Genomic DNA, 22,221 nt, shown 5'->3' on the forward strand with positions numbered 1-22,221 from the left:
GGTCATTCTCCAATTTTCAGTTCGGCGACGAAGTCATAGGCATCGGCGCGATAGTGCGAACGGGTATATTCGACGATCCGGTCGTCCTCGAGATGCGAGACACGCTCGATCAAAAGTGCTGGCGCACCCCTGTGCACACCAAGCAGGCGTGCCGTGCCGGGGTCGAGTGTAACCGCCGTCAGGCGCTGCAAGGCGCGCACCGGCTTGTGGCCACGCCTTGCCAATGCGCCATAAAGCGAGGTTTCTTCGACGCGATCCTGATCCAGATAATGGCGCGGGACCACAGCCCGCTCGAAGGCCATCGGCACACCATCGGCAAGGCGCAGACGATCCAGCCGCACCACCGTCGTATCAACGCCGATTCCCAGCCGGAAAGCCTCGTCGGGCGACGGCCTGTCAACCTTGTTGGTGACAACGCGTGCGCCCGGCTCCTTGCCACGCGACAGCATATCCTCGGAAAACGAAGTCAGGCGCCAGAGATGCTGGCTGATGCGGGCCGGGCGTTCGGCAACGAAGGTGCCGCTGCCGCGCCGCGCCTCGACCGCGCCCTGAGTCAGCAGTTCCTTATAAGCATTGCGAACAGTGATGCGGCCGACGCCAAGCTGCTCCGCCAGATCGCGCTCCGGCGGCAGTCCGACAGCGGGCGCAAGTTGCCCCTCCTCGATCAGTTCACCGAGAATACGCGCAAGGTTCCGGTAAAGCGGCCCCGTAAGCTGCGGATCGTGCAAACCGCGCTCCTCAATAGCCGTGATCAATGTGGTTCTATTCATACTTCATATAATAGAACCTATATAGAACCAATGGCAAGTGACAATCTCATGAAAAAAGCCCGGTCATGACCGGGCTTTTTGTTTAATGCGATTGCGGAGCGGGATGCGCCTCGGCCGGTGGCTCATCTACGCCATGCTCGGGCTCCTTGATCCGGAACCAGGCGACATAAAGTGCCGGCAGGAAGAGAAGCGTGATTGCCGTGCCCGCTATGATGCCGCCCATCATGGCATAGGCCATTGGTCCCCAAAACACTTCACGCGCAATCGGGATCAGTGCCAGACTTGCTGCCGCCGCCGTCAGCGCGATGGGTCGCATTCGGTGCTGACTGGCCTGCGTCACCGCATCCCACGGGTGCATGCCCTCGGTGATATGCTCTTCGACCTGCACGATCAGAATGACCGAGTTTCGGATAAGAATACCGACCAGTGCCAGCACACCAAGGATGGCCACGAAGCCGAGCGGTTTGCCGCTCGGTAACAAGGCAGCCACCACACCGATCAGTCCAAGCGGCGCCACGGCGACAACAAGGAACAAGCGCTGGAAGCTTTGAAGCTGGATCATCAGGATTGTCGCCATGACGAACAGCATCAGAGGCACCACGGCAGCAATCGGCCCCTGGCTCTTACCGCTCTCCTCCACCGTGCCAGCAATCTGGATCTGATAACCGGACGGCAACTTGTCGGCGAAAGTCTTGATGGCAGGTGCCAGATCCTTGACGATCGTATCCGGCATCGTCTTGTCGATAATGCCTGCAGCAACCGTGATCGTAGGAATACGCGAACGGCGATAGACAACCGGCTGTTCCAGCTCATATCGGAAATTGGCAATCGCGGCCAATGGCACCGACGTCCCGTTACCGGTTGCGATCTGAAGACTTTGCAGCGTATCGATCGAATCGCGTTCGTGTTTCTGTGCCCGCACAATAACGTCGATCAGATAGATCGAATCCCGCACCTGAGTGATGGTGATACCGCCGACAACGCCGTTCAGGGTCGTTGCAATATCCTTCGAGGAAATGCCGAGCTTTCTCGCCTTGTCCTGCATGACGTCGACGCGGATAACCCGACCCGGCTCGTTCCAGTTGTAGCTCACCACTCCAAGCCGCTTGTCGGAACTGAGGATGCCGGCAAAGTCCTGTGCGACACCGCGCAGTTTTTGGACATCCGGACCCGAGATGCGATATTGCACCGGACGGCCAACTGGCGGTCCAAGCTCCAGATACTTCACATAGACATCCGTCCCGACATAATCCTTGCGCAGAACCTCGTTGAATTTCTGCTTGAGCCTGTCACGCGCTTCGAGGTCCTTCGCGACAACGACCATCTGCCCGAAATAGGGATTTGCTGGCTGCACGTCGAAGGAGAGAATGAAACGGATAGCACCTTCCCCGACATACGTGCTCCAGTGATCCACATCGGGATTGTCCTTGAGCATCGTGGCTTCAAACTTCTCCATCTGGGCCTTGGTGTCGGTGATGGAACTGTTCTGAGGCAAGGTCCAGTCGAGCACCAGTTCCGGACGGTCGGATTCCGGGAAGAACTGCCGTTCGATAAAGCCCATGCCGAAAACCGAAACGAGGAAAAGTGCAATGGTCGTAATGATCGTGATCCACTTGTGCCGCATGGACGCAAGCAGGACCTGCGAAAATATCTGGAAAAGACGGCTGTGCTTTTCCTCATGCGCCTTCATTTTCTTCGGCAGGAAAGTGACACCCAGCAAAGGCGCAAACAGAACTGCCACGATCCAGGAAACAAGCAGCGAAACCGCAATCACTACGAACAATGTGAACGTGTACTCACCCGCCTGACTGTTGTTCAGTCCGATGGGGATGAACCCGGCAATCGTAACCAGCGTGCCTGTCAGCATCGGGAAAGCCGTATGCGAATAGACATAGGTCGCAGCCTTGTTGATGGGATCGCCGTGCTCAAGCCGGGCCACCATCATTTCCACCGCAATCATCGCGTCATCGACCAGGAGGCCTAGCGCGATGATGAGCGCACCGAGCGACACGCGTTGCAGGGAAATATCCATCAAAGACATCGCCAGGAAGGTGATTGCCAACACCAGCGGGATCGAAAGCGAAACGACAAAACCCGCTCGCACCCCAAGACTGACGAAGCTCACCGCCAGAACGATGATAACCGCTTCAAACAGAGCTTCGGTAAAGCCCGAAACAGCGTCCTTGACGACTTCCGGCTGATCGGCAACCTTGAAGACCTTGACACCGACCGGGAGTTCCGCCGTCACCTGGCTCATCATTTTGTCGAGTGCCGCGCCAAATTCGAGCAGGTTGCCGTTCGGCTTCATGCCAATGCCGAGGCCGATCGCATCGTGCCCGTTCACCCGGAAAATGGATGCGGGCGGGTCGACATAGCCGCGCGTAATCGTCGCGACGTCGGAAAGACGGAAGAAGCGATCATTAACGCGCAGGTTTACCGCACGCAGATCCGCTTCCGAATTGAACTGTCCGCTGACGCGCACGCTGATGCGCTCCGGCCCGGCTTCCACTACACCGGACGGCGTAATGGCATTCTGGTCCTGCAAGGCCTGCAGGATTGCCTGCTGATCCAGTCCAAGCGCTGCAATCTGGCGCGTCGAGAACTCCAGATAGATCGCTTCGTCCTGCGCGCCGATCAGCTCGACCTTGCCCGCATTGGGCAATGTCAGAATTTTCGTCCGCGTGCTTTCGGCATAGTCCCGCAACTGTCGCATGGAAAGACCATCCGACGTGAATGCATAGACGTTTCCGTAAACGTCACCGAACTGGTCATTAAAATACGGTCCGAGAACGCCCTGAGGCAGCGTATTCTGAATATCGTTCAGAAAATGACGCACTTCGGTCCATGACTTTTTGACCTGCTCGGCCCGCGTCGTGTCTTTCAGAAAGACGAACACGACCGACTTGCCCGCCGTGGTTATGCTGCGCGTATAATCGAGCGTATCCAGTTCTTCGAGCTTCTTTTCCAGCCGGTCCGTGACCTGATTGAGCGTTTCGTCGACGGAGGCGCCGGGCCAGTTGGCCTGTACAACCATCGTCTTGACGGTGAAGTCCGGATCCTCCTCACGACCAAGGTCAAGATAGGAAATCAGGCCCGCCACCAGAAAGACGAGCATGAAATACCAGACCAGAGACCGATGATTCAGAGCCCAGTCAGACAGATTAAATCCCTTCTTCACAGGCCCGTTCCTTTCTCGTCCAGGCGGACTTTCTGTCCTTCTTTCAACTCATGCACACCGGCAATCGCAACATAGCTTCCGACATCCACGCCACCGGCAACGAAACTGTTGCCGCGCCGTTCAGTCACCTGCACGTCATGAAGAGAGACCGTCTGTTTATGCGGATCGATAACCCAGATGCTTGTCTTGCCGTTTTCGTCGAGCAAAGCCTGTATCGGCATCGTCACAAGATTCTGTTCAGGCCCGGCTTTGGCTGCCCGGATCGTCGCGCCAAGGCGAAAGCCTTCCGGAGGGTTGTCGAGAGCAATACGCACACGGCGTGTGCGTGTCTGCGCATCAGCCTGCGGCGCCACCTCGCGTACTGTTCCCTGCCCTGTCACTTTCGGATCGGCCTGGAGCTGTACATTGAATGGCGTGCCCTGCTCAAAATATTGCGTCATGCTGTCAGGAATATCGAGCACCGCTTCGCGAATATCGGGACGCGCAACCGTCATAACCGTCTGGCCAGCGGCAACCACCTGCCCGACTTCGGCATTCGTTGCAGAAATGACGCCATCATAATCCGGACGCAGCACAGCGTAACTGCGCTGATCCTGCGCCTTTTTCAGCCCTGCCCTGGCTTTTTCCAACCCGGCCTCTGCGCTGTCACGCGCCTGTCTGGCGGCATCATAATCGGCTTGCGAAACGTTGTTGCCCTTAAGCAGGATGCTCTGGCGTTCTTCGCTCGCCGCAGCGTTGGCATATTGTGCTTCGGCGCTCGCCAGATCAGCCCTCGCAGACTGAACGGCAAGATCGAGGTTGGATGGATCAACCATCGCAACCATCTCGTCCTTTTTCACAATATCCCCCACCTGAACAGGCCGATTGATAATTCGCCCGAGCACACGGAATGCAAGATCAGTGGAATAGCGTGGCTCAATCGTGCCTGCAAAACCCGTCTGCGTTACGGGCTTGGGCTCGACCACCATATAAAGAACCGGACGGACAGGGTCCGTCTCAGCCGTGTTCTCTTCACCTTTTCCGCAAGCGGCAAGCGCAAGCGTGGCAGCGATAACAGCAATACTGCTCATGGTGCGGATTCTAGGAAACTGGATTGTCGCCTTCATTGCGCAACTTGTCCTTCCTGTTCCTGCACGACTTCGGTCGGTTCGCCGGAACGCAGCATTTGTGCGCCTTTTGTGACGATCAGCTCGCCTTCCTGCAGTCCGCCTTCCACGAGTAGCCGCCCCTTTTCGTATGAGAGCACCTTGATCGGAACCAGCGTTGCCACCTTGGAATCCTTCGAGAGCCTCCAGACGGCTGTACGCCCGGCATCCGAAGTCATTGCGCTCCATGGCAAAACGACCACCTTCACCGTGTCCATATGAACCGTGCCGGTCACTGTGGCCCCGAGTGCCATCTGAGGCGGGGTTTGCGCTATGCCGACCTTTAACCGTACGGTTCCAGTCTGCGCATCGACCACCGGCGAAATCTCACGAACCTTGCCTTCGGCACTTATCGACGCATCGGACAGCAGCGCAATCGTTACGTCCATTCCGATTTTGGCATGATTGACCAGTGTTTCCTGCACATCGAATACCGCGTCGCGTGGACCATCCTCGGCAATCGAGAACGCTGTCTGCGCAGCCTGCACGACCTGCCCGGCCTCGACATTGCGCGCCGTAATCACGCCTGAAACGGGTGCCTGCAATTCAGTGTAGGAGAGCTGATCGCGTGCATCGTTGAGCTGGCTTTCAGCGCTGGCAAGAGCGCTTTGCGTCGTTTGCAGGTTCTGGTTTGCCTGATCGTAGGTGCTGCGAGTGGTGAACCCTTGTGCCAGCAATGCCTTCTGTCGCGCAAAATTGGCCTGGGCCTGCACCAGCTGCGCCTGCGCGGCATCTTTCGACGCCTGTGCAACGCGCAGATTGGCCTGTTGCTCAACATTATCGATGCTGGCGAGAGGCTGCCCCTTTTCCACGTGCTGGCCGATCTCGACCAGACGCTGCACAACCTGACCGTTCAGACGAAACGAGACATTGACAAGCGACCGTGCCGCAATGGCGCCGGATAAGGTCAGTTTCGGTTGATAATCGCTGGCGACTGCCTTTACCGCTGCCACCGGCACGATGTCGAGCGAGTCGGCATGCGCCTGCAACATTGCGCCCGGCGCAAGCAGCCCCAGGCAAAAGAGCAGTATACGGGGTGCTTTGAAATGGGGAGCAAGCTGGCCCATAACGCGCCTCCACCCATTCTGCACGCTGTAAATGAATGGTTTTGCTGCCATTTACACGATTCTCACTGGTTTGGTTCTGTTGAGAATGCAACTAAAGCTTTGCAGAGAAAAGCGGCGTTGTAAAAGATGATGAATCATAGTTATCGCTATTAAAGTCTTTTCGAAAACACTTACTCAGGAGCAATCGGTAGGCATTGCCTTCGATCAGAGAATTTATAAGTAGAAATATATAGTTGTGTTGAATTTCAAGAATATAGGCGGCGGCTAACTCGTTGCCTCCTCGACAAGCCTTTTACCGGCAACATTCAATTCGTAACGTGTGCGTTGCGTGCGCGGATCGCGCTGTTTGATCCGCACATAACCATGGTCCTGCCCGAGCACTGAGATTTCCCGAAGCACAAGTGCATGAGCGATCCCCAGCGAACGCGCAAAAGTTCGGCTATCCGACGCGATATCCAGCGCCAGCGCGGCGATGATCCCGGCACCAAGCCCGGTCAAATTGCTGGACGCCGTCATCAAAGCGTCGACGAACGCCATATATTCCGCTTCGCCCTCATCCATCATGCAGCTGCCGATTTAAGGGGGCGGAACGAAACGATCACCGATTTCGATGTGGGCGTGTAGCTTTCATCACCAGAACTGGCGAGCGGCACCAGCACGTTCATTTCCGGATAGTAGCCCGCAATACAACCGCGCGGGATATCATAGGGCACGAAGCGGAAATCGCGCGCGATACGCTCCACGCCGTCATCGAATTCGCCAACAATATCAGCCCGGTCACCGGCCTCGACACCGATATCCGCCATGTCAGCTTCATTCATGAAGACGACCTGTCGTTCGCCATAGACACCGCGATAGCGGTCATCCATGCCATAAATGGTGGTGTTGTACTGGTCGTGGCTACGGAAGGTCTGCAGCACATAACGCCCCGGCGTGCCGCGTGCCTGCTGATGCTCGACAGCTTCCGGAAGGGCGCCGGTCCAGAATGTGGCCTTGCCCTTTGTCGTATTCCATTCCAGCTCACGGGCAGAATTGCGCAAATGGAAGCCACGCGGAACCCGTACACGAGCGTTGAAATCGTAGAAGTCCGGCAACACACGGGCGATATGGTTGCGGATAAGATCATAGTCGTCGGCAAGCTCCAGCCAGTTGACCGGCTGCGGCCCTAGCGTCGCCTGCGCCATACCCGCAATGATCGCCACTTCCGAACGAAGATGTGATGAAGCAGGCGCATTAATGCCGCCCGAACCGTGCACCATGCTCATGGAATCTTCGACTGTTACGATCTGGGCCACACCTCTGGAATTGAGGTCGATCTCGGTGCGGCCAAGGCAAGGCAGGATGAAAGATTCCTGCCCCGGCACCAGATGCGAATGGTTGAGCTTGGTTGCGACATGAACCGTCAGGCGCTGGCCGGAAAGCGCTTTTGAAATCAACGGACTATCCGGAGTGGCCCGGGCGAAATTGCCGCCGAGACCGATAAATGCCTGAGCCGACCCGTCGAGCATGGCACCGATGGCACCCAGAACGTTGTGCCCCGGCTCACGCGGAACATTGAAGCCAAATTCCTTTTCCAGCGCATCAAGAAATGCGACTGGAGGCCGTTCGTTGATGCCGACGGTGCGATCACCCTGCACATTGGAATGACCGCGCACCGGACAGAGACCCGCACCGGGCCTGCCAATATTGCCGCGCAGCAGCATGAAATTGGTGATTTCGCGGATCGTGATCACCGAATGACGATGCTGGGTGATTCCCATCGCCCAGGTGCAGATGACCCGATCCGATTCCATATAGATCTTTGCGGCGCGCTCAAGCGACTGTCGGAGAAGTCCCGACTGGTCTTCGATTTCTTCCCACGACGTGCTGTCCACCGCAGCGCGATAGGCTTCCAGTTCCGCTGTATGTGCGCTGAGAAATTCCCGGTCGAGGATTGATGGCTTGCCTGCGGCGAGTGCGGCATCATCCGCTGCGAAAATCGCCTTGGCCATACCGCGGAAAGCGGCAAGATCACCACCAAGACGCGGCTGGAAATAGTCGCTCGCTATGGCTTCGCTACCGCCATGCAGCATTTCAAGCTTGTTCTGCGGATCGGCAAAACGCTCCAGCCCGCGTTCGCGGATCGGATTGAAAACGACAATGCGCGCACCGCGCTCGGCAGCACGACGCAAATCACCCAGCATGCGGGGATGGTTGGTGCCCGGATTCTGACCGACCACGAAAATGGCATCAGCCATTTCGAAATCTTCCAGCAGGACGGTCCCCTTGCCGACGCCAACCGACTGTTTCAGCGCAACGCCGCTAGCCTCGTGGCACATGTTGGAGCAGTCGGGGAAATTATTGGTCCCATAAGCGCGTACGAACAACTGATACAGAAACGCAGCCTCGTTCGAGGCACGGCCCGACGTATAGAACTCAACCCGGTTTGGGCTGTCGAAACTCTTGAGAATGTCGCCGATAGTCCTGAACGCCTCATCCCATTCGATGGCTTCATACTGATCGGTCGAAGCATTGTACCGCATCGGATGGGTCAGGCGCCCGGTATTTTCCAGATCGTAATCCGTCCAGTTGCGCAGCTGCGAAACCGTATGCTCCCGAAAAAAGGCAGGCGTCGTGCGCCGGTCGGTCGCCTCCCAGGCGACAGCCTTCACACCGTTTTCGCAAAATTCAAAAGATGAGCCATGTTCCGGATCACCCCAGGCACAACCGGGGCAATCGAAACCGTCCGGCTGGTTCGCCTTGAGAAGCGTGCGCGCGCCGGAAAGAGGAGCGCCACTTGCAAGCAATTGCTTGCCGCAGCTTTTCAATGCACCCCATCCACCCGCTGCAGCGGATCGCTTGCCGATGAAACCGGTTTTGGTGGCCTTGCTCATCCGTTACCCTCTAACCCAGTTGCGGGACCGCCTTCTTCGAGTGGCAAAGATGCCTTGGGCGGGTGCCAATATCATAAGTGGAATTACACGGTCCTTCAATTAACCGCGAGGCAATTGTTATTCGATACTTGTTCGTACTTGATTTCGGCCGCGCGATCCGTCATGCGATTGGTCAAGAAAAATTACCACAAGGGGTGGGATAGATGCCCAACATCGTTGAAATCGCCGATCTGAAGCGGCTTGCCCAGCGCCGCGTCCCCAAGATGTTCTTTGATTACGCGGATTCTGGCGCATGGACTGAGTCGACCTATCGCTCAAATGAAGACGACTTCAAGAAGATCAAGCTGCGCCAGCGCATTCTCGTCGACATGACGAACCGTTCGCTGGAAACAACGATGATCGGCGAGAAAGTGTCCATGCCGGTGGCTCTTGCGCCGACCGGCCTGACGGGCATGCAGCACGCGGACGGTGAAATGCTGGCAGCACAGGCTGCCGAAGCCTTTGGCGTTCCCTTCACCCTTTCGACCATGAGCATCTGTTCCATCGAAGACGTCGCTTCGGTGACAAAGAAGCCGTTCTGGTTCCAGCTCTACGTGATGAAGGACCGCGATTTCGTGAAGAACCTGATCGGTCGCGCCAAGGCAGCTGGCTGCTCGGCATTGGTGCTGACACTCGATCTCCAGATTCTGGGTCAGCGCCACAAGGATATCCGCAACGGCCTTTCCGCTCCGCCGAAATTCACCCCGAAGCATATCTGGCAGATGGCAACCCGTCCCGGCTGGTGCCTCGGCATGATGGGCACGCAGCGCCGTACGTTCCGCAACATTGCCGGTCACGCCAAGAACGTTACCGACCTTTCTTCGCTCTCCTCGTGGACGGCTGAACAGTTCGATCCGCAGCTCAACTGGAACGACGTTGCCTGGATCAAGGAACAATGGGGCGGCAAGCTGATCCTTAAAGGCATTCTCGATGTGGAAGATGCCAAGATGGCAGCCAAATCAGGTGCCGACGCGATCATCGTGTCGAACCATGGCGGACGTCAGCTGGATGGCGCACCGTCCTCGATATCCATGCTGCAGCCGATCGTTGATGCCGTTGGCGACAAGATCGAAGTGCATGTCGATGGCGGCATCCGCTCCGGCCAGGATGTGCTCAAGGCCCGCGCCCTTGGCGCTCAGGGCGTGTATATCGGTCGCCCGTTCCTCTATGGCCTCGGCGCCATGGGCAAGGACGGCGTAACGCTGGCACTCGACATCATCCGCAAGGAACTGGATGTCACGATGGCGCTCTGCGGCAAGCGGGATATCAACGATATCGACAATTCGATCATCCATTCGATAAACTTCTGATAACGACAGGAGCCGGCCTCGCGTCGGCTCCTATACTTTAGAAATTGCTTGCATAATATCGCGTCACACGCGAGTACCGGCGACTGATGCACCGAAAGGTTACTTAAAAATAACCAAGTGTTAAACATATCTCTTTACCATATCCGGCAGTACGGCTTGTGAGCCGTTTTTCTGTTCGGATTTGGAGTGGGAACCGATGAAGTGCACTTCCGCCATTGCCATCGTGGCTATCAGTCTGATGGCGGGATCAGGAGCGGCGTTTGCCGCCGACATAATTGCAGACCCTGTTATTGAACCCATGCCGGAACCGGTTAATTCGTCCGGCTGGTATATTCGTGGCGATCTCGGTTACAATTTCAAATCCAGCACGGATGGCGACTGGAGCTTCTGGAACCAGTTCGATCCGCCCTATCGCGGCATTGACGACACGCTGCGCTACGATGATTTCGACCTCAAGGCAGGCGCAACTTATGGCGTGGGTGTTGGTTACCGCTTCACCGATATGTTCCGCGCCGATGCCACGCTCGACTTCTTCCGTGCAGGCATCAACGGTCGCACCGCCTGTCCGAGCTATGTGAAATCTGCCAAGGGCTTCAATCCGGTCGAGGACAACTGCAACTACGAGGATTCCTCGACAGCCAATATCTGGACGGCCATGGCAAACGCCTATGTCGACCTGCCGCGTGTAGGACCTGTGACGCCTTATCTCGGCGCGGGTCTTGGCGCCGCCTATGTGCAATATGACGACTGGAAAACCCACGAAGTCTGCGCAGGCTGCACCTATTCCAGCGAAAAGGACGGCCTCGACAGCTGGCGCTTCGCAATGGCTCTCATGGCCGGTGTCAGCTACGATCTGACTGAGCAGCTCAAACTTGATGTCGGTTACCGCTATATGCGCATCAATGGTGGCAAAGCCTACGGTTTTGACGCAGCCGATCGCAGCACCAACCCTTACGGCAATGCCGAAGGACCGGGCGCCACCGGAACGCAGGCCAAGGACAATGGCTTCAACATGCACACGATCCGCGCCGGTCTTCGCTACGAATTCCGTTAAAGAAAGTGATCTTTCGGATAGAAAGCCCGGTCAGTGCCGGGCTTTTTTCATTTCAGCCGCGTGAAGTCGGTGCTTTTGACAGAAGCACCGTGCGGATTGCGAAACTGGAATGGATGCGCGCGACACCGGGCAATCGCGACAGGATTTCCTTGTGAATGATCTCATAAGCCGCAGCGTTTTCGGCTTCGACGCGCAAAATGTAATCCGCATCGCCTGTCATGAGATAACATTCCTGAACTTCGGGGTGCCGCCGCACCGCTTCCTCGAAACGATTCAGAAACTCCTCTGTCTGCCGGTCAAGCGTAATGCGTACGATAGCGACGAGCCGCTCATCGCCGTCGGATGAACCGACGATGGCCGTATAACCACGGATAACGCCGCTTTCTTCCAATATCTGCACCCGCCGCAGACAGGCGGACTGCGAAAGCCCTACTTCGCTGGCGAGATGGCTGTTGGTCATGCGCCCATCACGGCGCAGGCAACGGATGATATTGCGGTCGATACTGTCGAGCGTTGGCATGAATAATCTTCAACCCTGGAGCTAAAATATGCGCAAGATGTGCGAAAATTCGCATAATATGCGACAAATAGCAAAAACATTCGAATAGTCTTCGACTAATATGCGAGCAAGCTTTGGGAGTGAGGAGTCACAAGGTTTCTCAACCAAAGCCTATATGCTTTGGGCGGCAGACGATCCATATCGACAATGACCTTCCAGGCGTTCTCGTAGCGTAGTGAGCAGTTTGGAAAGAACCGTGCAAATGGTTGAGATGTCGATGCAATTTTCACAGGATGAGCGCGATCTTGCCGCCGGTGGCGTATTGACCATCGACCTGTCGGCGCTGCGTCACAATTATTCGGCCATTGCCCGTCATATCGCACCCACCCGCGCTGCTGCCGTTGTGAAGGCAGATGCCTACGGGCTCGGCGCCAGTCGTGTTGCGCCAGCTTTTTACGATGCCGGTTGCCGTGACTTCTTCGTCGCCCATCTCGGTGAAGCCATTGCGCTGAAGCCGTTTCTCCAGCCCGACGCGACGCTCTACGTTTTGAACGGTCTTCAACCGGGAACCGAAGAAGCCTGCGCCCGCGAAGGCATTCTGCCAGTTCTCAACTCGCTGGAACAGATTGAAAACTGGGCGGCACTCGCCACCAGACAGGGCAAGAAGCTGCCCGCCCTGCTGCAACTCGATACCGGCATGTCGCGTCTCGGCCTGTCGCCGAAGGAATTTGAACGCTTTCTTGAGAACGCCACGCTTCTGGATGCCATCGACATCAAGTTTGTCATCAGCCACCTGGCCAGCGGTGACGAACCGGAAAATGCAGCAAATGCCCGTCAGCTTGCCAATATGACCGCCTTGCTTGCGCGCCTGCCAAAACTGCCGGTTGCTTTTGCCAATTCCGGCGGCAGCTTCCTCGACAAGACCTATCATTTCGACCTCGCTCGCCCCGGTGTCGCGCTTTATGGCGTTGGACCGAAAAGCGAGATCATTCCTGTCCTCACCCTTTCGGCACGCGTCATTCAGGTGCGCGAGATCAACAAGGGGGCGGCGGTTGGCTATGGCGGCGCCTATATCGCCGAAGGGCCGATGCGGGTTGCAACGATTGCTGTCGGATATGCCGATGGCTGGTTCCGTTCTCTCAGCAACAAGGGTGCGGCCTTCTTTGGCGATACGCGACTGCCGATCATCGGCCGTGTGTCGATGGACTCGATCACGCTCGACGTCAGCGCATTGCCGGAAGGCACGCTGAAACTCGGCAGTCTTGTGGAGCTGATCGGCCCGCACCAGCGCCTCGAAGACGTGGCGCGCGATTGCGACACTATTCCCTATGAAATTCTGACTGCGCTCGGCAACCGTTATGCACGTGTCTACGTGGAGAGCGGCGCGAGCGACATAAAAGTATAAGACAAGAGGCGAACATGCAGATCACCATTCTCGGCAGCGGCGTCATTGGCGTTACGACCGCCTACTACCTCGCCAAGCTCGGTCACGAGGTAACCGTTGTCGACCGCGAAGAAGGCCCCGCACTGGAAACGAGCTTTGCCAATGCCGGTCAGGTTTCGCCGGGCTATGCCTCGCCATGGGCCGCGCCCGGCATTCCGTTCAAGGCCGCGAAATGGCTGTTCCAGAAGCACGCGCCACTAGTTTTGCGTCCGACTTGCGATCCGGTTCAGTATAGCTGGCTCCTGCAGATGCTCGCGAACTGCACCGACAGCCGTTACAAGGTCAACAAGACCCGCATGGTGCGCGTAGCCGAATATGCGCGCGATTGCCTTGTCGATCTGCGCAAGGAAACCGGCATCGAATACGACCAGCGCATGCAGGGCACGCTCCAGCTTTTCCGCGAGCAGTATCAGCTCGACGGTATCGGCAAGGATATTGAGGTACTGCGTCAGGATGGCGTGCCGTTCGAAGTCCTCGACCGCGAAGGCTGCGCCAAGGTGGAGCCGGCACTTGCCCGCGTAAAGGACAAGTTCGTCGGCGGCCTGCGTCTTCCGCATGACGAAACCGGCGACTGCTTCAAGTTCACCAATGCGCTGGCAAAGATTGCCGAAGGACTCGGTGTAAAATTCCGCTTCGGCGTCAACATCAAGTCGTTACTGATGTCCGGCGGCAAGGTTTCCGGCGTCGAGACCTCCGAGGGGGTCCTGACCGCCGACCGTTATGTCGTCGCTCTTGGCAGCTATACGCCTGCGCTCGTCAAATCGCTTGGCCTTAACGCCCCGATCTATCCGGTGAAGGGCTATTCCATCACGGCACCGATTGTCGACGAGGATCGCGCTCCGGTTTCGACCGTTCTCGATGAGAGCTACAAGATTGCGATCACCCGTCTTGGCGACCGCATCCGCGTTGGCGGTATGGCGGAAGTCTCGGGCTTCACCACGGACCTGCCTGCCGCGCGGCGCGCAACGCTCGACCTGTCGGTAACAGACCTGTTCCCCGGCGGCGATCTGAAAGCGGCAACCTTCTGGTCCGGCCTGCGCCCGATGACACCGGATTCCACGCCGATCATCGGCGCAACGCGCTACGACAACGTGTTCATCAATGCCGGTCACGGAACGCTCGGCTGGACGATGTCGTGCGGTTCCGGCAAATTGCTCGCCGACCTTATTTCCGGCAACAAGCCGGATATCCGGGCCGACGATCTCGGTATTTCCCGCTACGAATAGACTATTTACACGAAATTGAATCGCCTTCCTCAAGGCGATTCAAAAACTCGGTGGCGTGCAGGCGCTGACGATTTCGCATGGCACCGGCCCGACGCAACGGAACCGGTGCGGCAGCTTGCTGGAAAAGTAATAGGCGTCACCCGGCCCCAGAATGCGGCGTTCACTGCCGACCGTCACTTCGATGCGGCCAGAAATGACGATGCCGCCTTCCTCGCCCTCGTGCATCAAAAGCACTTTTCCCGTATCGGAACCCGGCTCATAACGCTCCTTCAGCATCTGTAAAGAGCGTGAAAACAGATGATCTCCCACCTGCCGATAGGAAATTGGGCCCTTGCCGATTTCCACCAGTTCCTCGGCCTGATAGAATACCTTGTGCGGCGCATCCGGTTCGAGCGCGAAAAACTCGGCCATGCCGATGGGAATACCGTCGAGAATGCGCTTCAATGCACCGACGGACGGATTGGATTGATTGGCCTCGATGAGGGAGATGGTGGAGTTGGTCACACCTGCCCTTTTGGCCAGCTCACGCTGCGACAGATTCTGCCGCATGCGCACATAACGAAGCCTCCCGCCGATATCGATGCTCATCGAACTCTTCCCCATGTTTATGATGTTCGATATAGCACAAACTTGATAATTATCCCACATAAAAACAATAGCTTAATATCCTGAAGAAAAGGACTTGTTGCACCTCGCAAAGCGTGGCCTGCTGCTTACAAATAGGAGGTAATTATGCTCACCAAAACCAACACGCCAAGCCTTGAGAACTTCTGGATGCCGTTCACCGCGAACCGGCAGTTCAAGGCAGCGCCTCGCCTGCTCGCAAGTGCTTCGGGCATGTATTACACCGACACCGATGGCAATCAGGTTCTGGATGGCACGGCTGGTCTCTGGTGCTGCAATGCCGGTCATGGCCGCAAGCGCATCACCGAAGCTGTCGAGCGCCAGATTTCGACCATGGATTTCGCACCTACCTTCCAGATGGGCCATAATGTGGCTTTCGACTTTGCTGAAAAGCTCGCAGCCATCGCGCCGGGCGGACCGGATGCAAAACTTGACCGCGTATTCTTCACCAATTCCGGTTCGGAATCGGTCGATACCGCACTGAAGATCGCCATCGCCTATCAGCGCGCCATCGGCCAGGGCACCCGCACCATGGTTCTGGGTCGCGAAAAGGGCTATCACGGCGTTGGTTTCGGCGGCATTTCCGTCGGCGGCCTTGTCAATAACCGCCGCGTCTTCCCACAGATTCCTGCCGACCATCTGCGTCATACGCTCGATATCGAGAAGAACGCCTTCTCCAAGGGCCTGCCTGCAAACGGCATCGAACTTGCCGACGATCTGGAACGTCTCGTCCAGCTGCATGGCGCTGAAAAGATCGCTGCGGTTATCGTTGAACCGATGTCCGGTTCGGCTGGCGTCATCCTGCCACCGAAGGGCTATCTGGAACGCCTCCGCGCTACGGCAGACAAGTATGGCATCCTCCTGATCTTCGACGAAGTCATCACCGGTTTCGGCCGCCTCGGCACGCCGTTTGCCGTTGATTATTTCGGCGTCGTGCCCGACCTCGTGACAACCGCCAAGGGCCTGACCAATGGCGCCATCCCGATGGGCGCAGTCTTCGCTGCCCGCAAGGTCTATGATGGCCTCATGACCGGCCCCGAAAACGCCATCGAGCTGTTCCATGGCTACACCTATTCCGGCCATCCGGTTGCCGCTGCTGCCGGCCTTGCAACACTGGAAGTCTATGCCGAGGAAGGCTTGCTGACGCGCGGTGCGGAACTTGCCAATCATTGGCAGGAGGCACTCCATTCGCTCAAGGGCGTTTCGAACGTCATCGACATTCGCAACCTCGGTCTGGTTGGCGCCATCGAACTCTCGTCGCGCAAAGATGCACCGGGCGCCCGCGCCTACGATGTTTTCGTGGATTGCTTCAAGAAGGGCCTGCTCATCCGCGTAACCGGCGATGTGATCGCGCTTTCGCCACCGCTGATCGTGGAAAAGGAACAGATCAACACGATCGTGTCCGTCATCGGTGACGCCATCAAACGCGCAGCCTGACCTTCACCCAAGTCATGCTGCCTTTTAGAGCGCATCCCGAAAAGTGTGAAACGGTTTTCGGACAAGATGCGCTCTATTTTTAAACTACGCATCGATTTTTAGACCGATGCGCTCGCCGCCGCTGTTCCCCTGCGGCGGCTTTTTTTTGATAACAGCAATTCATTCGCCGCTATCGGGAAATATCAAACCGCGATACTATTCAGAACGTATATTGTCTTGTTTCGGGAACCTTTTGGCCTCGCATACATCCAATGAAACTCCACAGGAGTTTGACCCATGCGTGCAAAAACAGCGTTACCCGCCACCTCTCCAACATTTCAGGATGATCTTGTCCTCGCCCAGTGCGCAAAAATGCATGATCTGGAAGCGCTGCGCAAAATCATGCAGACCAACAATCAGCGGCTCTATCGTCTGGCCCGCGGCATCGTGCGCAACGACAGCGAAGCGGAAGATGTGGTTCAGGAGACCTATTTTCTGGCTTTCAGGAGTCTTGATCGCTTTCGCGGCCAATCCAGCCTGACCACGTGGCTATCCCGTATTGCAATTCACGAAGCCCTCGGTCGTCTGCGCAAAACCCGGAAGGTCGAGAAGCTTCTTGAGACCACACCCGACACAAACAATATCATCCCGTTTCCATCCGACATGAGCGTGAATGACCCCGAACGCAGTTTTGCCCAGCGCCAGATATTGCAACTGGTCGAACAGGCAACGGATAATCTGCCGGAAATTTTTCGCCTCGTATTCGTCGCACGGGTCATTGAAGGCTTGAGCGTGGATGAAACAGCCGAATTGTTGAATCTGCGCCCGCAAACCGTAAAGACACGTCTTCACCGCGCCCGATATTTGTTACGAAAACAGCTGGACGAGAAAATCGGCCCTGTATTGCTGGATGCCTTTCCCTTCGCAGGCAAACGCTGCGAGCGGATTATAACTGCCGTTTTGGCGCGGCTGGACGAACTGACTTAATGTCAGGAACCTTTTGAACTCTCCCGCATCCAATAGCTGTCACTAGAGCATTTCCAGCAAAAGTGCGAAGCGGTTTTGCGTAGGATAATGCGACGAAACAACTATCTGGAGCCCGTAAAAAGGTGCCGGACAAGGGAGAGTTCCATGTCTATTCGTTCAGTTGTATCCGTTGCTGCAATTTGCATTTGCGGCAGTCTGTCTCTGGCAATTGCCCATGACGGAAAATTACACGATCCGGCGATAGCCCATATTGCCTACACGGCAGGCGCCATCGATGTCGCGGCTGCCAAACAGGCTCTCGAAAAATCCAAAAACAAAACGGTGCTTGAGTTCGCACAGACCATGCTGCGTGATCATGAAGCGGTCAATCAGCAAGCGCTCGCTCTGGTCAAGAAACTGAACGTCACACCGGAGGATAACGACACAAGCAAAGCCTTGTCCAAAGCGGCGGCAGAAGAACTGACTAGGTTGAGCAAGCTCGATGGCGCAGCTTTCGACAAATCCTATGTCGACAACGAGGTTGCCTATCATAAGGAAGTGAACAAGGCGCTGAAAACCACACTTATCCCGTCCGCCAGCAACACTGAACTGAAGAGCCTGCTCGAAACCGGTCTCAAATTGTTCCAGAGCCATGAGCAACATGCCGAACACATCGCCATGTCTTTGAAATAGGACCGGTCCGATGAGATATGTTCAAGCTGTCACCATACTTGCCGGGTTGCTGATTATCAGTGTCCCGGCAGAGGCGAAAACGATTGAAATTACGGTCGAGAAACTTGCTTTTTCGCCGCAGAACATTGAGGCAAATGTGGGCGATGTGATCGAATGGAACAACAAGGACCCCATGCAGCACACCGCAACCGTAAAGGGAGAATGGGATATTCTGCTGCCACCCCGGAAGGTCACGAAACAGGTTCTGAAATCGCCAGAAGCGGTCAGTTTTTACTGCCGTTTTCACCCCGATATGATCGGAAAGCTAACAGTCAAACCATGACGAAAAGCGCGCCGATGCGTTTGCCGGGCCGTAATGTGCACGACCAGCCATTTATCCTCCCTGCGATGGCGTGAAATTCGCCACCAGCGCATGGCTGTCGCCGGGATAGGTAAAGCGTACATGTGTTACCGGCTGGTCAGCGTTCCACGTCTGGCGCTCGATCACCAGACAGGGCGCCCCCAGCGGAATACCGAGCATGCCAGCATTTTCCTGCGTGGCGGCAATCGCACGTATCGAGTGTTTTGCGCTACTCCACGGCACGCACGAAACCAGCCATGGTCCCGGTGAATTTTCAGCAAAGTCAGTCTGCGCAGCGGTCGGAACCGCATCCAGACTGATGATGCGCTCTTCCAAAGCGAAGACACGCTTGCCCGCATAGTGACGGCAGACGAGTTCAACCAGCGGCGTATGGCGCGGCATGTCGATATGCCTTGCATCGGCTGGTCCGCTCAATCGCTCGCGCCGGCTCGTCAGCTCGAACCTATAAGCGGCGCCGAGCGCTGCCACTTCATCGCGAATATCGTGGATTTCGAGGATTGCAGCCTGCGATTGCGGAAAGGAAACAAAACTGCCGGATCTCCGCTTGCGCTCAATCAGACCGGCTTTCGCCAGCTGCGTCAGCGCCTTGTTCACAGTCATGCGTGAACAGCCATATTGTTCCGTCAGCTCGTGTTCAAACGGGATGCGATGACCGGGCAGCCATTCTCCCGACAGGATGCGCGATTCAATATCGTCCAGAATACGCTGATGCAGCGAAAGCACCGGTGCGTCCTTTACGATCAAGTCTTCGCCAGCCATGCCATCTCCTGTCAGGCGAGTAATTCGCCGATCACTTTCTGGAAAGCACGCTCGGCCTCATCGCGCAAGCGGTGACGCCCGCCTTCCACCTGTTTAACGCCGCGCACCCATACATCGGACGGTCGTGCGCGACCGCCAAAAATCCAGCCATCGAGCACTGCGTCGCCTTTTGCATGTGGCAGACGCGCCGCATCAAGTGCGACGAAATCGGCCGAAGCCCCCGCTTCCAAGCCATCGCTTGCACGTCCCATGGCGATATTGCCGCCCGTCACCGCGCCATCGAACAATGCGCGGCCTGTCGAGCCTGCGTTCTCGGCCAGAACATTGCGCGCGCGGTGCAGGAGACGCTGCGAATATTCGTACTGGCGTAACTCATCGCTAATGCCGATCAGCACATTGGAATCCGAGCCGACGCCGAACTTGCCGCCTGCTTCGTGGAAGACCGTGGCATTGAAAGTGCCGTCACCAAGATTGGCCTCCGTCACAGGACAAAGACCAGCAATCGCACCAGCCTCAGCCATGCGCATGGTTTCCGCGTCGGTCATGTGGGTCGCGTGGATGAGGCACCAGCGCGACGACAATTCCTGATGGTCAAGCAGCCATTCAACAGGTCGCTGGCCCGACCATGCAATGCAGTCGTCCACTTCCTTGACCTGTTCGGCAATGTGAATATGCACAGGCGCATCCGGCAAAAGCTTTGCCGCAAATGTCAGCTCATCGGGGATGACAGCACGCAGACTGTGCGGGGCTACGCCAAGCACGGCACCATCGAAACCGGCAAGTGCCTTTTGGCAGCCTTCGATTAGGCGCGCAAAGTTTGCTTCATCATTGATGAAACGGCGCTGGCCTTCATTCGGAGCAGCACCGCCAAATGTCGAATGCGCATAAAAGACCGGCAGGAGCGTCAGGCCGATACCCGCTGCTCCGGCTGCGGAAACGGTGCGATCCGCCATCTCGGAAATATTGCCGTAAGGTGTGCCGTCGCGATCATGATGCAGATAATGAAACTCGCCGACGCGGGTAAATCCTGCCTCCAGCATGTCGACATAAAGCCGCAGCGCCACAGCTTCGGCCTGTTCCGGCGACATGGTGAGCGCAAACTTGTACATAATCTCGCGCCAGCTCCAGAAGCTGTCAGCAGAAGGTCCACGCCGCTCAGCCAGTCCTGCCATGCCATATTGGAACGCATGGCTGTGCAGATTTGGCATGCCTGAAACGATCACTGCATGGTGTTCGTCGCCCGACTGCGCACTGACGCCAGTTTCCACAGATGCGATTTTTCCATCGACAATGCCAAGACGCACATCATCCGCCCAACCTGTTTGCAGAAGCGCCTGACCGGCATGGATAAATTGCGTTTTTGTGGCTGCGGCAGACATTCGAACAAGCTCCTCATTTCGCCAAATTCACACGCCGATCTTTCAACAGATCGCAAATGGATGCATTTTTTCTCTTGGCGGCTCCGTTAATATGTATATACATTATTGAAAAACAGGGGAAGCGAGAAAACGCTCATGCCAGATAAAACAAGCTACATTTTCAGCAACGCCCGTATCGCCACCTTGGGTGAAAACACCGAGGGTCTGGGGCTCATCGACAATGCCGCGCTCGCTGTGAAAGACGGCAAGATCGCTTATGTCGGTCCGGAAAATACCCTGCCTGCTGAATATGCATCTTTCGAGAAAATCGACTGCGAGAACCGCCTGATCACGCCCGGTCTGGTCGACTGCCACACGCATCTTGTCCATGCCGGCAACCGCGCGCATGAGTTTGAATTGCGCCTGAATGGTGCCACTTACGAAGAAGTGGCACGTGCAGGCGGCGGCATTGTCTCCTCGGTCAAGAACCTGCGCGCTGCCAGCGAAGACGATCTGGTGCGCGAAACCCTGCCCCGTCTCGATGCGCTGATTGCCGAAGGCGTCACCACCGTTGAAGTCAAGTCGGGCTATGGCCTCGACCGTGACAGCGAAATCAAGTCGTTGAAAGCCGCCCGCCGTCTTGGCGAAGAGCGTGACGTGGCGGTCCGCACGACCTTCCTTGGCGCGCACGCCCTGCCGCCGGAAATGAACGGCGACAAGGCCGCCTATATCGACCGCGTCATCAACGACATGCTACCGGCTATCGCCGCTGAAAATCTGGCCGATGCGGTTGACGGTTTTTGCGAAGGCATCGCCTTCCTGCCGGATGAAATCACCCGCGTCTTCGATGCGGCCAAGGCGCATAATATTCCGGTCAAGCTTCATGCCGACCAGTTGTCCAATCTGCATGGTGCGGCTCTTGCAGCATCTTATGATGCGCTTTCAGCCGATCATCTGGAATATACGGATGCGGACGGCGCCGCTGCAATGGCCAAGGCCGGAACGGTAGCCGTGCTGCTGCCCGGCGCCTACTACTTCATCCGCGAAACACAAAAGCCGCCAGTCGAGCTTTTCCGTGCTGCGGGTACCAAGATGGCGCTGGCCACCGATAACAATCCCGGCACCTCGCCGCTGACCTCGCTTTTGCTCACCATGAATATGGGCGCAACGCTCTTCCGCATGACGGTCGATGAATGCATCGCAGGTGTAACCCGCGAAGCAGCGCGCGCACTCGGGCTTCTTGATCAGACCGGCACACTGGAAGTTGGCAAGGATGCCGACCTCGCGATCTGGGACGTCGAGCGCCCGGCAGAGCTCGTTTACCGCATCGGCTTCAACCCGCTCTGGAAGCGGGTGTTCAAAGGCCAAATCTGAATTTTTGTTTCAACGCGCATCTTATCCGAAAACCGCTTCACGTTTTTCGAGATGCGCTCTTTGGG

At 56.7% G+C, this 22,221-nt stretch carries 19 protein-coding genes; 9 read left to right on the forward strand and 10 right to left on the reverse strand.

Annotation, left to right across the window (positions count from 1 at the left end; translation table 11 throughout):
- Positions 1-2 precede the first annotated feature (2 nt).
- The 6 genes from CES86_RS07160 to CES86_RS07185 form a co-directional block, all read right to left on the reverse strand.
- Positions 3-770 (reverse strand): GntR family transcriptional regulator, encoded by a 768-nt coding sequence (locus tag CES86_RS07160; RefSeq protein WP_010659523.1) that lies wholly within the window; start codon positions 768-770, stop codon positions 3-5.
- Positions 771-852: 82 nt separating this feature from the next.
- Positions 853-3,948, reverse strand: a complete 3,096-nt coding sequence (locus CES86_RS07165; protein WP_010659522.1) for an efflux RND transporter permease subunit — start codon at positions 3,946-3,948, stop codon at positions 853-855.
- Positions 3,945-5,018, reverse strand: coding sequence for an efflux RND transporter periplasmic adaptor subunit (locus CES86_RS07170; RefSeq protein WP_043062498.1), 1,074 nt, complete (start codon positions 5,016-5,018; stop codon positions 3,945-3,947). Before CES86_RS07170 ends, CES86_RS07165 begins: the two co-directional genes overlap by 4 nt.
- A 32-nt stretch (positions 5,019-5,050) precedes the next feature.
- Entirely contained in the window at positions 5,051-6,085 is a 1,035-nt protein-coding gene (locus tag CES86_RS07175; protein WP_373418740.1) for an efflux RND transporter periplasmic adaptor subunit, read from the reverse strand.
- Between the two features lie 339 nt (positions 6,086-6,424).
- Positions 6,425-6,724 carry a hypothetical protein gene (locus CES86_RS07180; RefSeq protein WP_010659519.1) on the reverse strand — a complete coding sequence of 100 codons (300 nt, stop codon included), beginning with the start codon at positions 6,722-6,724 and terminating at the stop codon, positions 6,425-6,427.
- A complete protein-coding gene (locus tag CES86_RS07185) occupies positions 6,721-9,033 on the reverse strand; it encodes an FdhF/YdeP family oxidoreductase (protein ID WP_094514016.1) in 2,313 nt (770 codons plus the stop codon). Before CES86_RS07185 ends, CES86_RS07180 begins: the two co-directional genes overlap by 4 nt.
- 203 nt (positions 9,034-9,236) lie before the next feature.
- On the opposite strand from CES86_RS07185, the gene CES86_RS07190 reads away from it, so the two are divergent.
- Positions 9,237-10,382, forward strand: a complete 1,146-nt coding sequence (locus CES86_RS07190) for an alpha-hydroxy acid oxidase (RefSeq protein ID WP_010659517.1) — start codon at positions 9,237-9,239, stop codon at positions 10,380-10,382.
- A 196-nt stretch (positions 10,383-10,578) separates the two neighbouring features.
- Complete coding sequence (locus CES86_RS07195) at positions 10,579-11,436, forward strand: outer membrane protein (protein ID WP_010659516.1); 858 nt, start codon at positions 10,579-10,581, stop codon at positions 11,434-11,436.
- 52 nt (positions 11,437-11,488) lie between these two features.
- Here the strand turns inward: CES86_RS07195 and CES86_RS07200 are convergent, their stop codons facing one another.
- The gene (locus CES86_RS07200; RefSeq protein WP_010659515.1) at positions 11,489-11,956 is read right to left on the reverse strand and encodes an Lrp/AsnC family transcriptional regulator; all 468 of its coding nucleotides are present in this window, start codon (positions 11,954-11,956) and stop codon (positions 11,489-11,491) included.
- A 241-nt stretch (positions 11,957-12,197) separates the two neighbouring features.
- On the opposite strand from CES86_RS07200, the gene alr reads away from it, so the two are divergent.
- On the forward strand, positions 12,198-13,340 hold the full coding sequence (alr, locus tag CES86_RS07205) for an alanine racemase (protein ID WP_094514017.1): 1,143 nt from the start codon (positions 12,198-12,200) through the stop codon (positions 13,338-13,340).
- Positions 13,341-13,354: 14 nt separating this feature from the next.
- On the forward strand, positions 13,355-14,605 hold the full coding sequence (locus tag CES86_RS07210) for a D-amino acid dehydrogenase (protein WP_010659513.1): 1,251 nt from the start codon (positions 13,355-13,357) through the stop codon (positions 14,603-14,605).
- Positions 14,606-14,644: 39 nt separating this feature from the next.
- Here the strand turns inward: CES86_RS07210 and CES86_RS07215 are convergent, their stop codons facing one another.
- Positions 14,645-15,193, reverse strand: coding sequence for a cupin domain-containing protein (locus CES86_RS07215; protein ID WP_010659512.1), 549 nt, complete (start codon positions 15,191-15,193; stop codon positions 14,645-14,647).
- 144 nt (positions 15,194-15,337) lie between these two features.
- Here CES86_RS07215 and CES86_RS07220 point away from each other — a divergent pair, with 144 nt between their 5' ends.
- The 4 genes from CES86_RS07220 (at position 15,338) to CES86_RS07235 (ending at position 18,626) form a co-directional block, all read left to right on the forward strand.
- Entirely contained in the window at positions 15,338-16,666 is a 1,329-nt protein-coding gene (locus CES86_RS07220; RefSeq protein ID WP_094514019.1) for an aspartate aminotransferase family protein, read from the forward strand.
- A gap of 276 nt (positions 16,667-16,942) precedes the next feature.
- On the forward strand, positions 16,943-17,632 hold the full coding sequence (locus CES86_RS07225) for an RNA polymerase sigma factor (RefSeq protein WP_012091505.1): 690 nt from the start codon (positions 16,943-16,945) through the stop codon (positions 17,630-17,632).
- Positions 17,633-17,776: 144 nt separating this feature from the next.
- Positions 17,777-18,304, forward strand: a complete 528-nt coding sequence (locus CES86_RS07230; protein ID WP_094514021.1) for a DUF4142 domain-containing protein — start codon at positions 17,777-17,779, stop codon at positions 18,302-18,304.
- A 10-nt stretch (positions 18,305-18,314) separates the two neighbouring features.
- Positions 18,315-18,626 (forward strand): cupredoxin domain-containing protein, encoded by a 312-nt coding sequence (locus tag CES86_RS07235; RefSeq protein WP_094514023.1) that lies wholly within the window; start codon positions 18,315-18,317, stop codon positions 18,624-18,626.
- 51 nt (positions 18,627-18,677) lie between these two features.
- On the opposite strand, the gene hutC is transcribed toward CES86_RS07235, so the two are convergent.
- Both hutC and CES86_RS07245 read right to left on the reverse strand, forming a co-directional pair.
- Positions 18,678-19,424, reverse strand: coding sequence for a histidine utilization repressor (gene hutC / locus CES86_RS07240; RefSeq protein WP_010659507.1), 747 nt, complete (start codon positions 19,422-19,424; stop codon positions 18,678-18,680).
- Between the two features lie 11 nt (positions 19,425-19,435).
- Positions 19,436-20,803 (reverse strand): formimidoylglutamate deiminase, encoded by a 1,368-nt coding sequence (locus CES86_RS07245; protein WP_094514025.1) that lies wholly within the window; start codon positions 20,801-20,803, stop codon positions 19,436-19,438.
- A 135-nt stretch (positions 20,804-20,938) separates the two neighbouring features.
- On the opposite strand from CES86_RS07245, the gene hutI reads away from it, so the two are divergent.
- Positions 20,939-22,156, forward strand: a complete 1,218-nt coding sequence (gene hutI, locus CES86_RS07250) for an imidazolonepropionase (protein ID WP_094514026.1) — start codon at positions 20,939-20,941, stop codon at positions 22,154-22,156.
- Positions 22,157-22,221: the final 65 nt, after the last annotated feature.

This window comes from Brucella lupini, from assembly GCF_002252535.1.
Lineage (GTDB): Bacteria > Pseudomonadota > Alphaproteobacteria > Rhizobiales > Rhizobiaceae > Brucella > Brucella anthropi.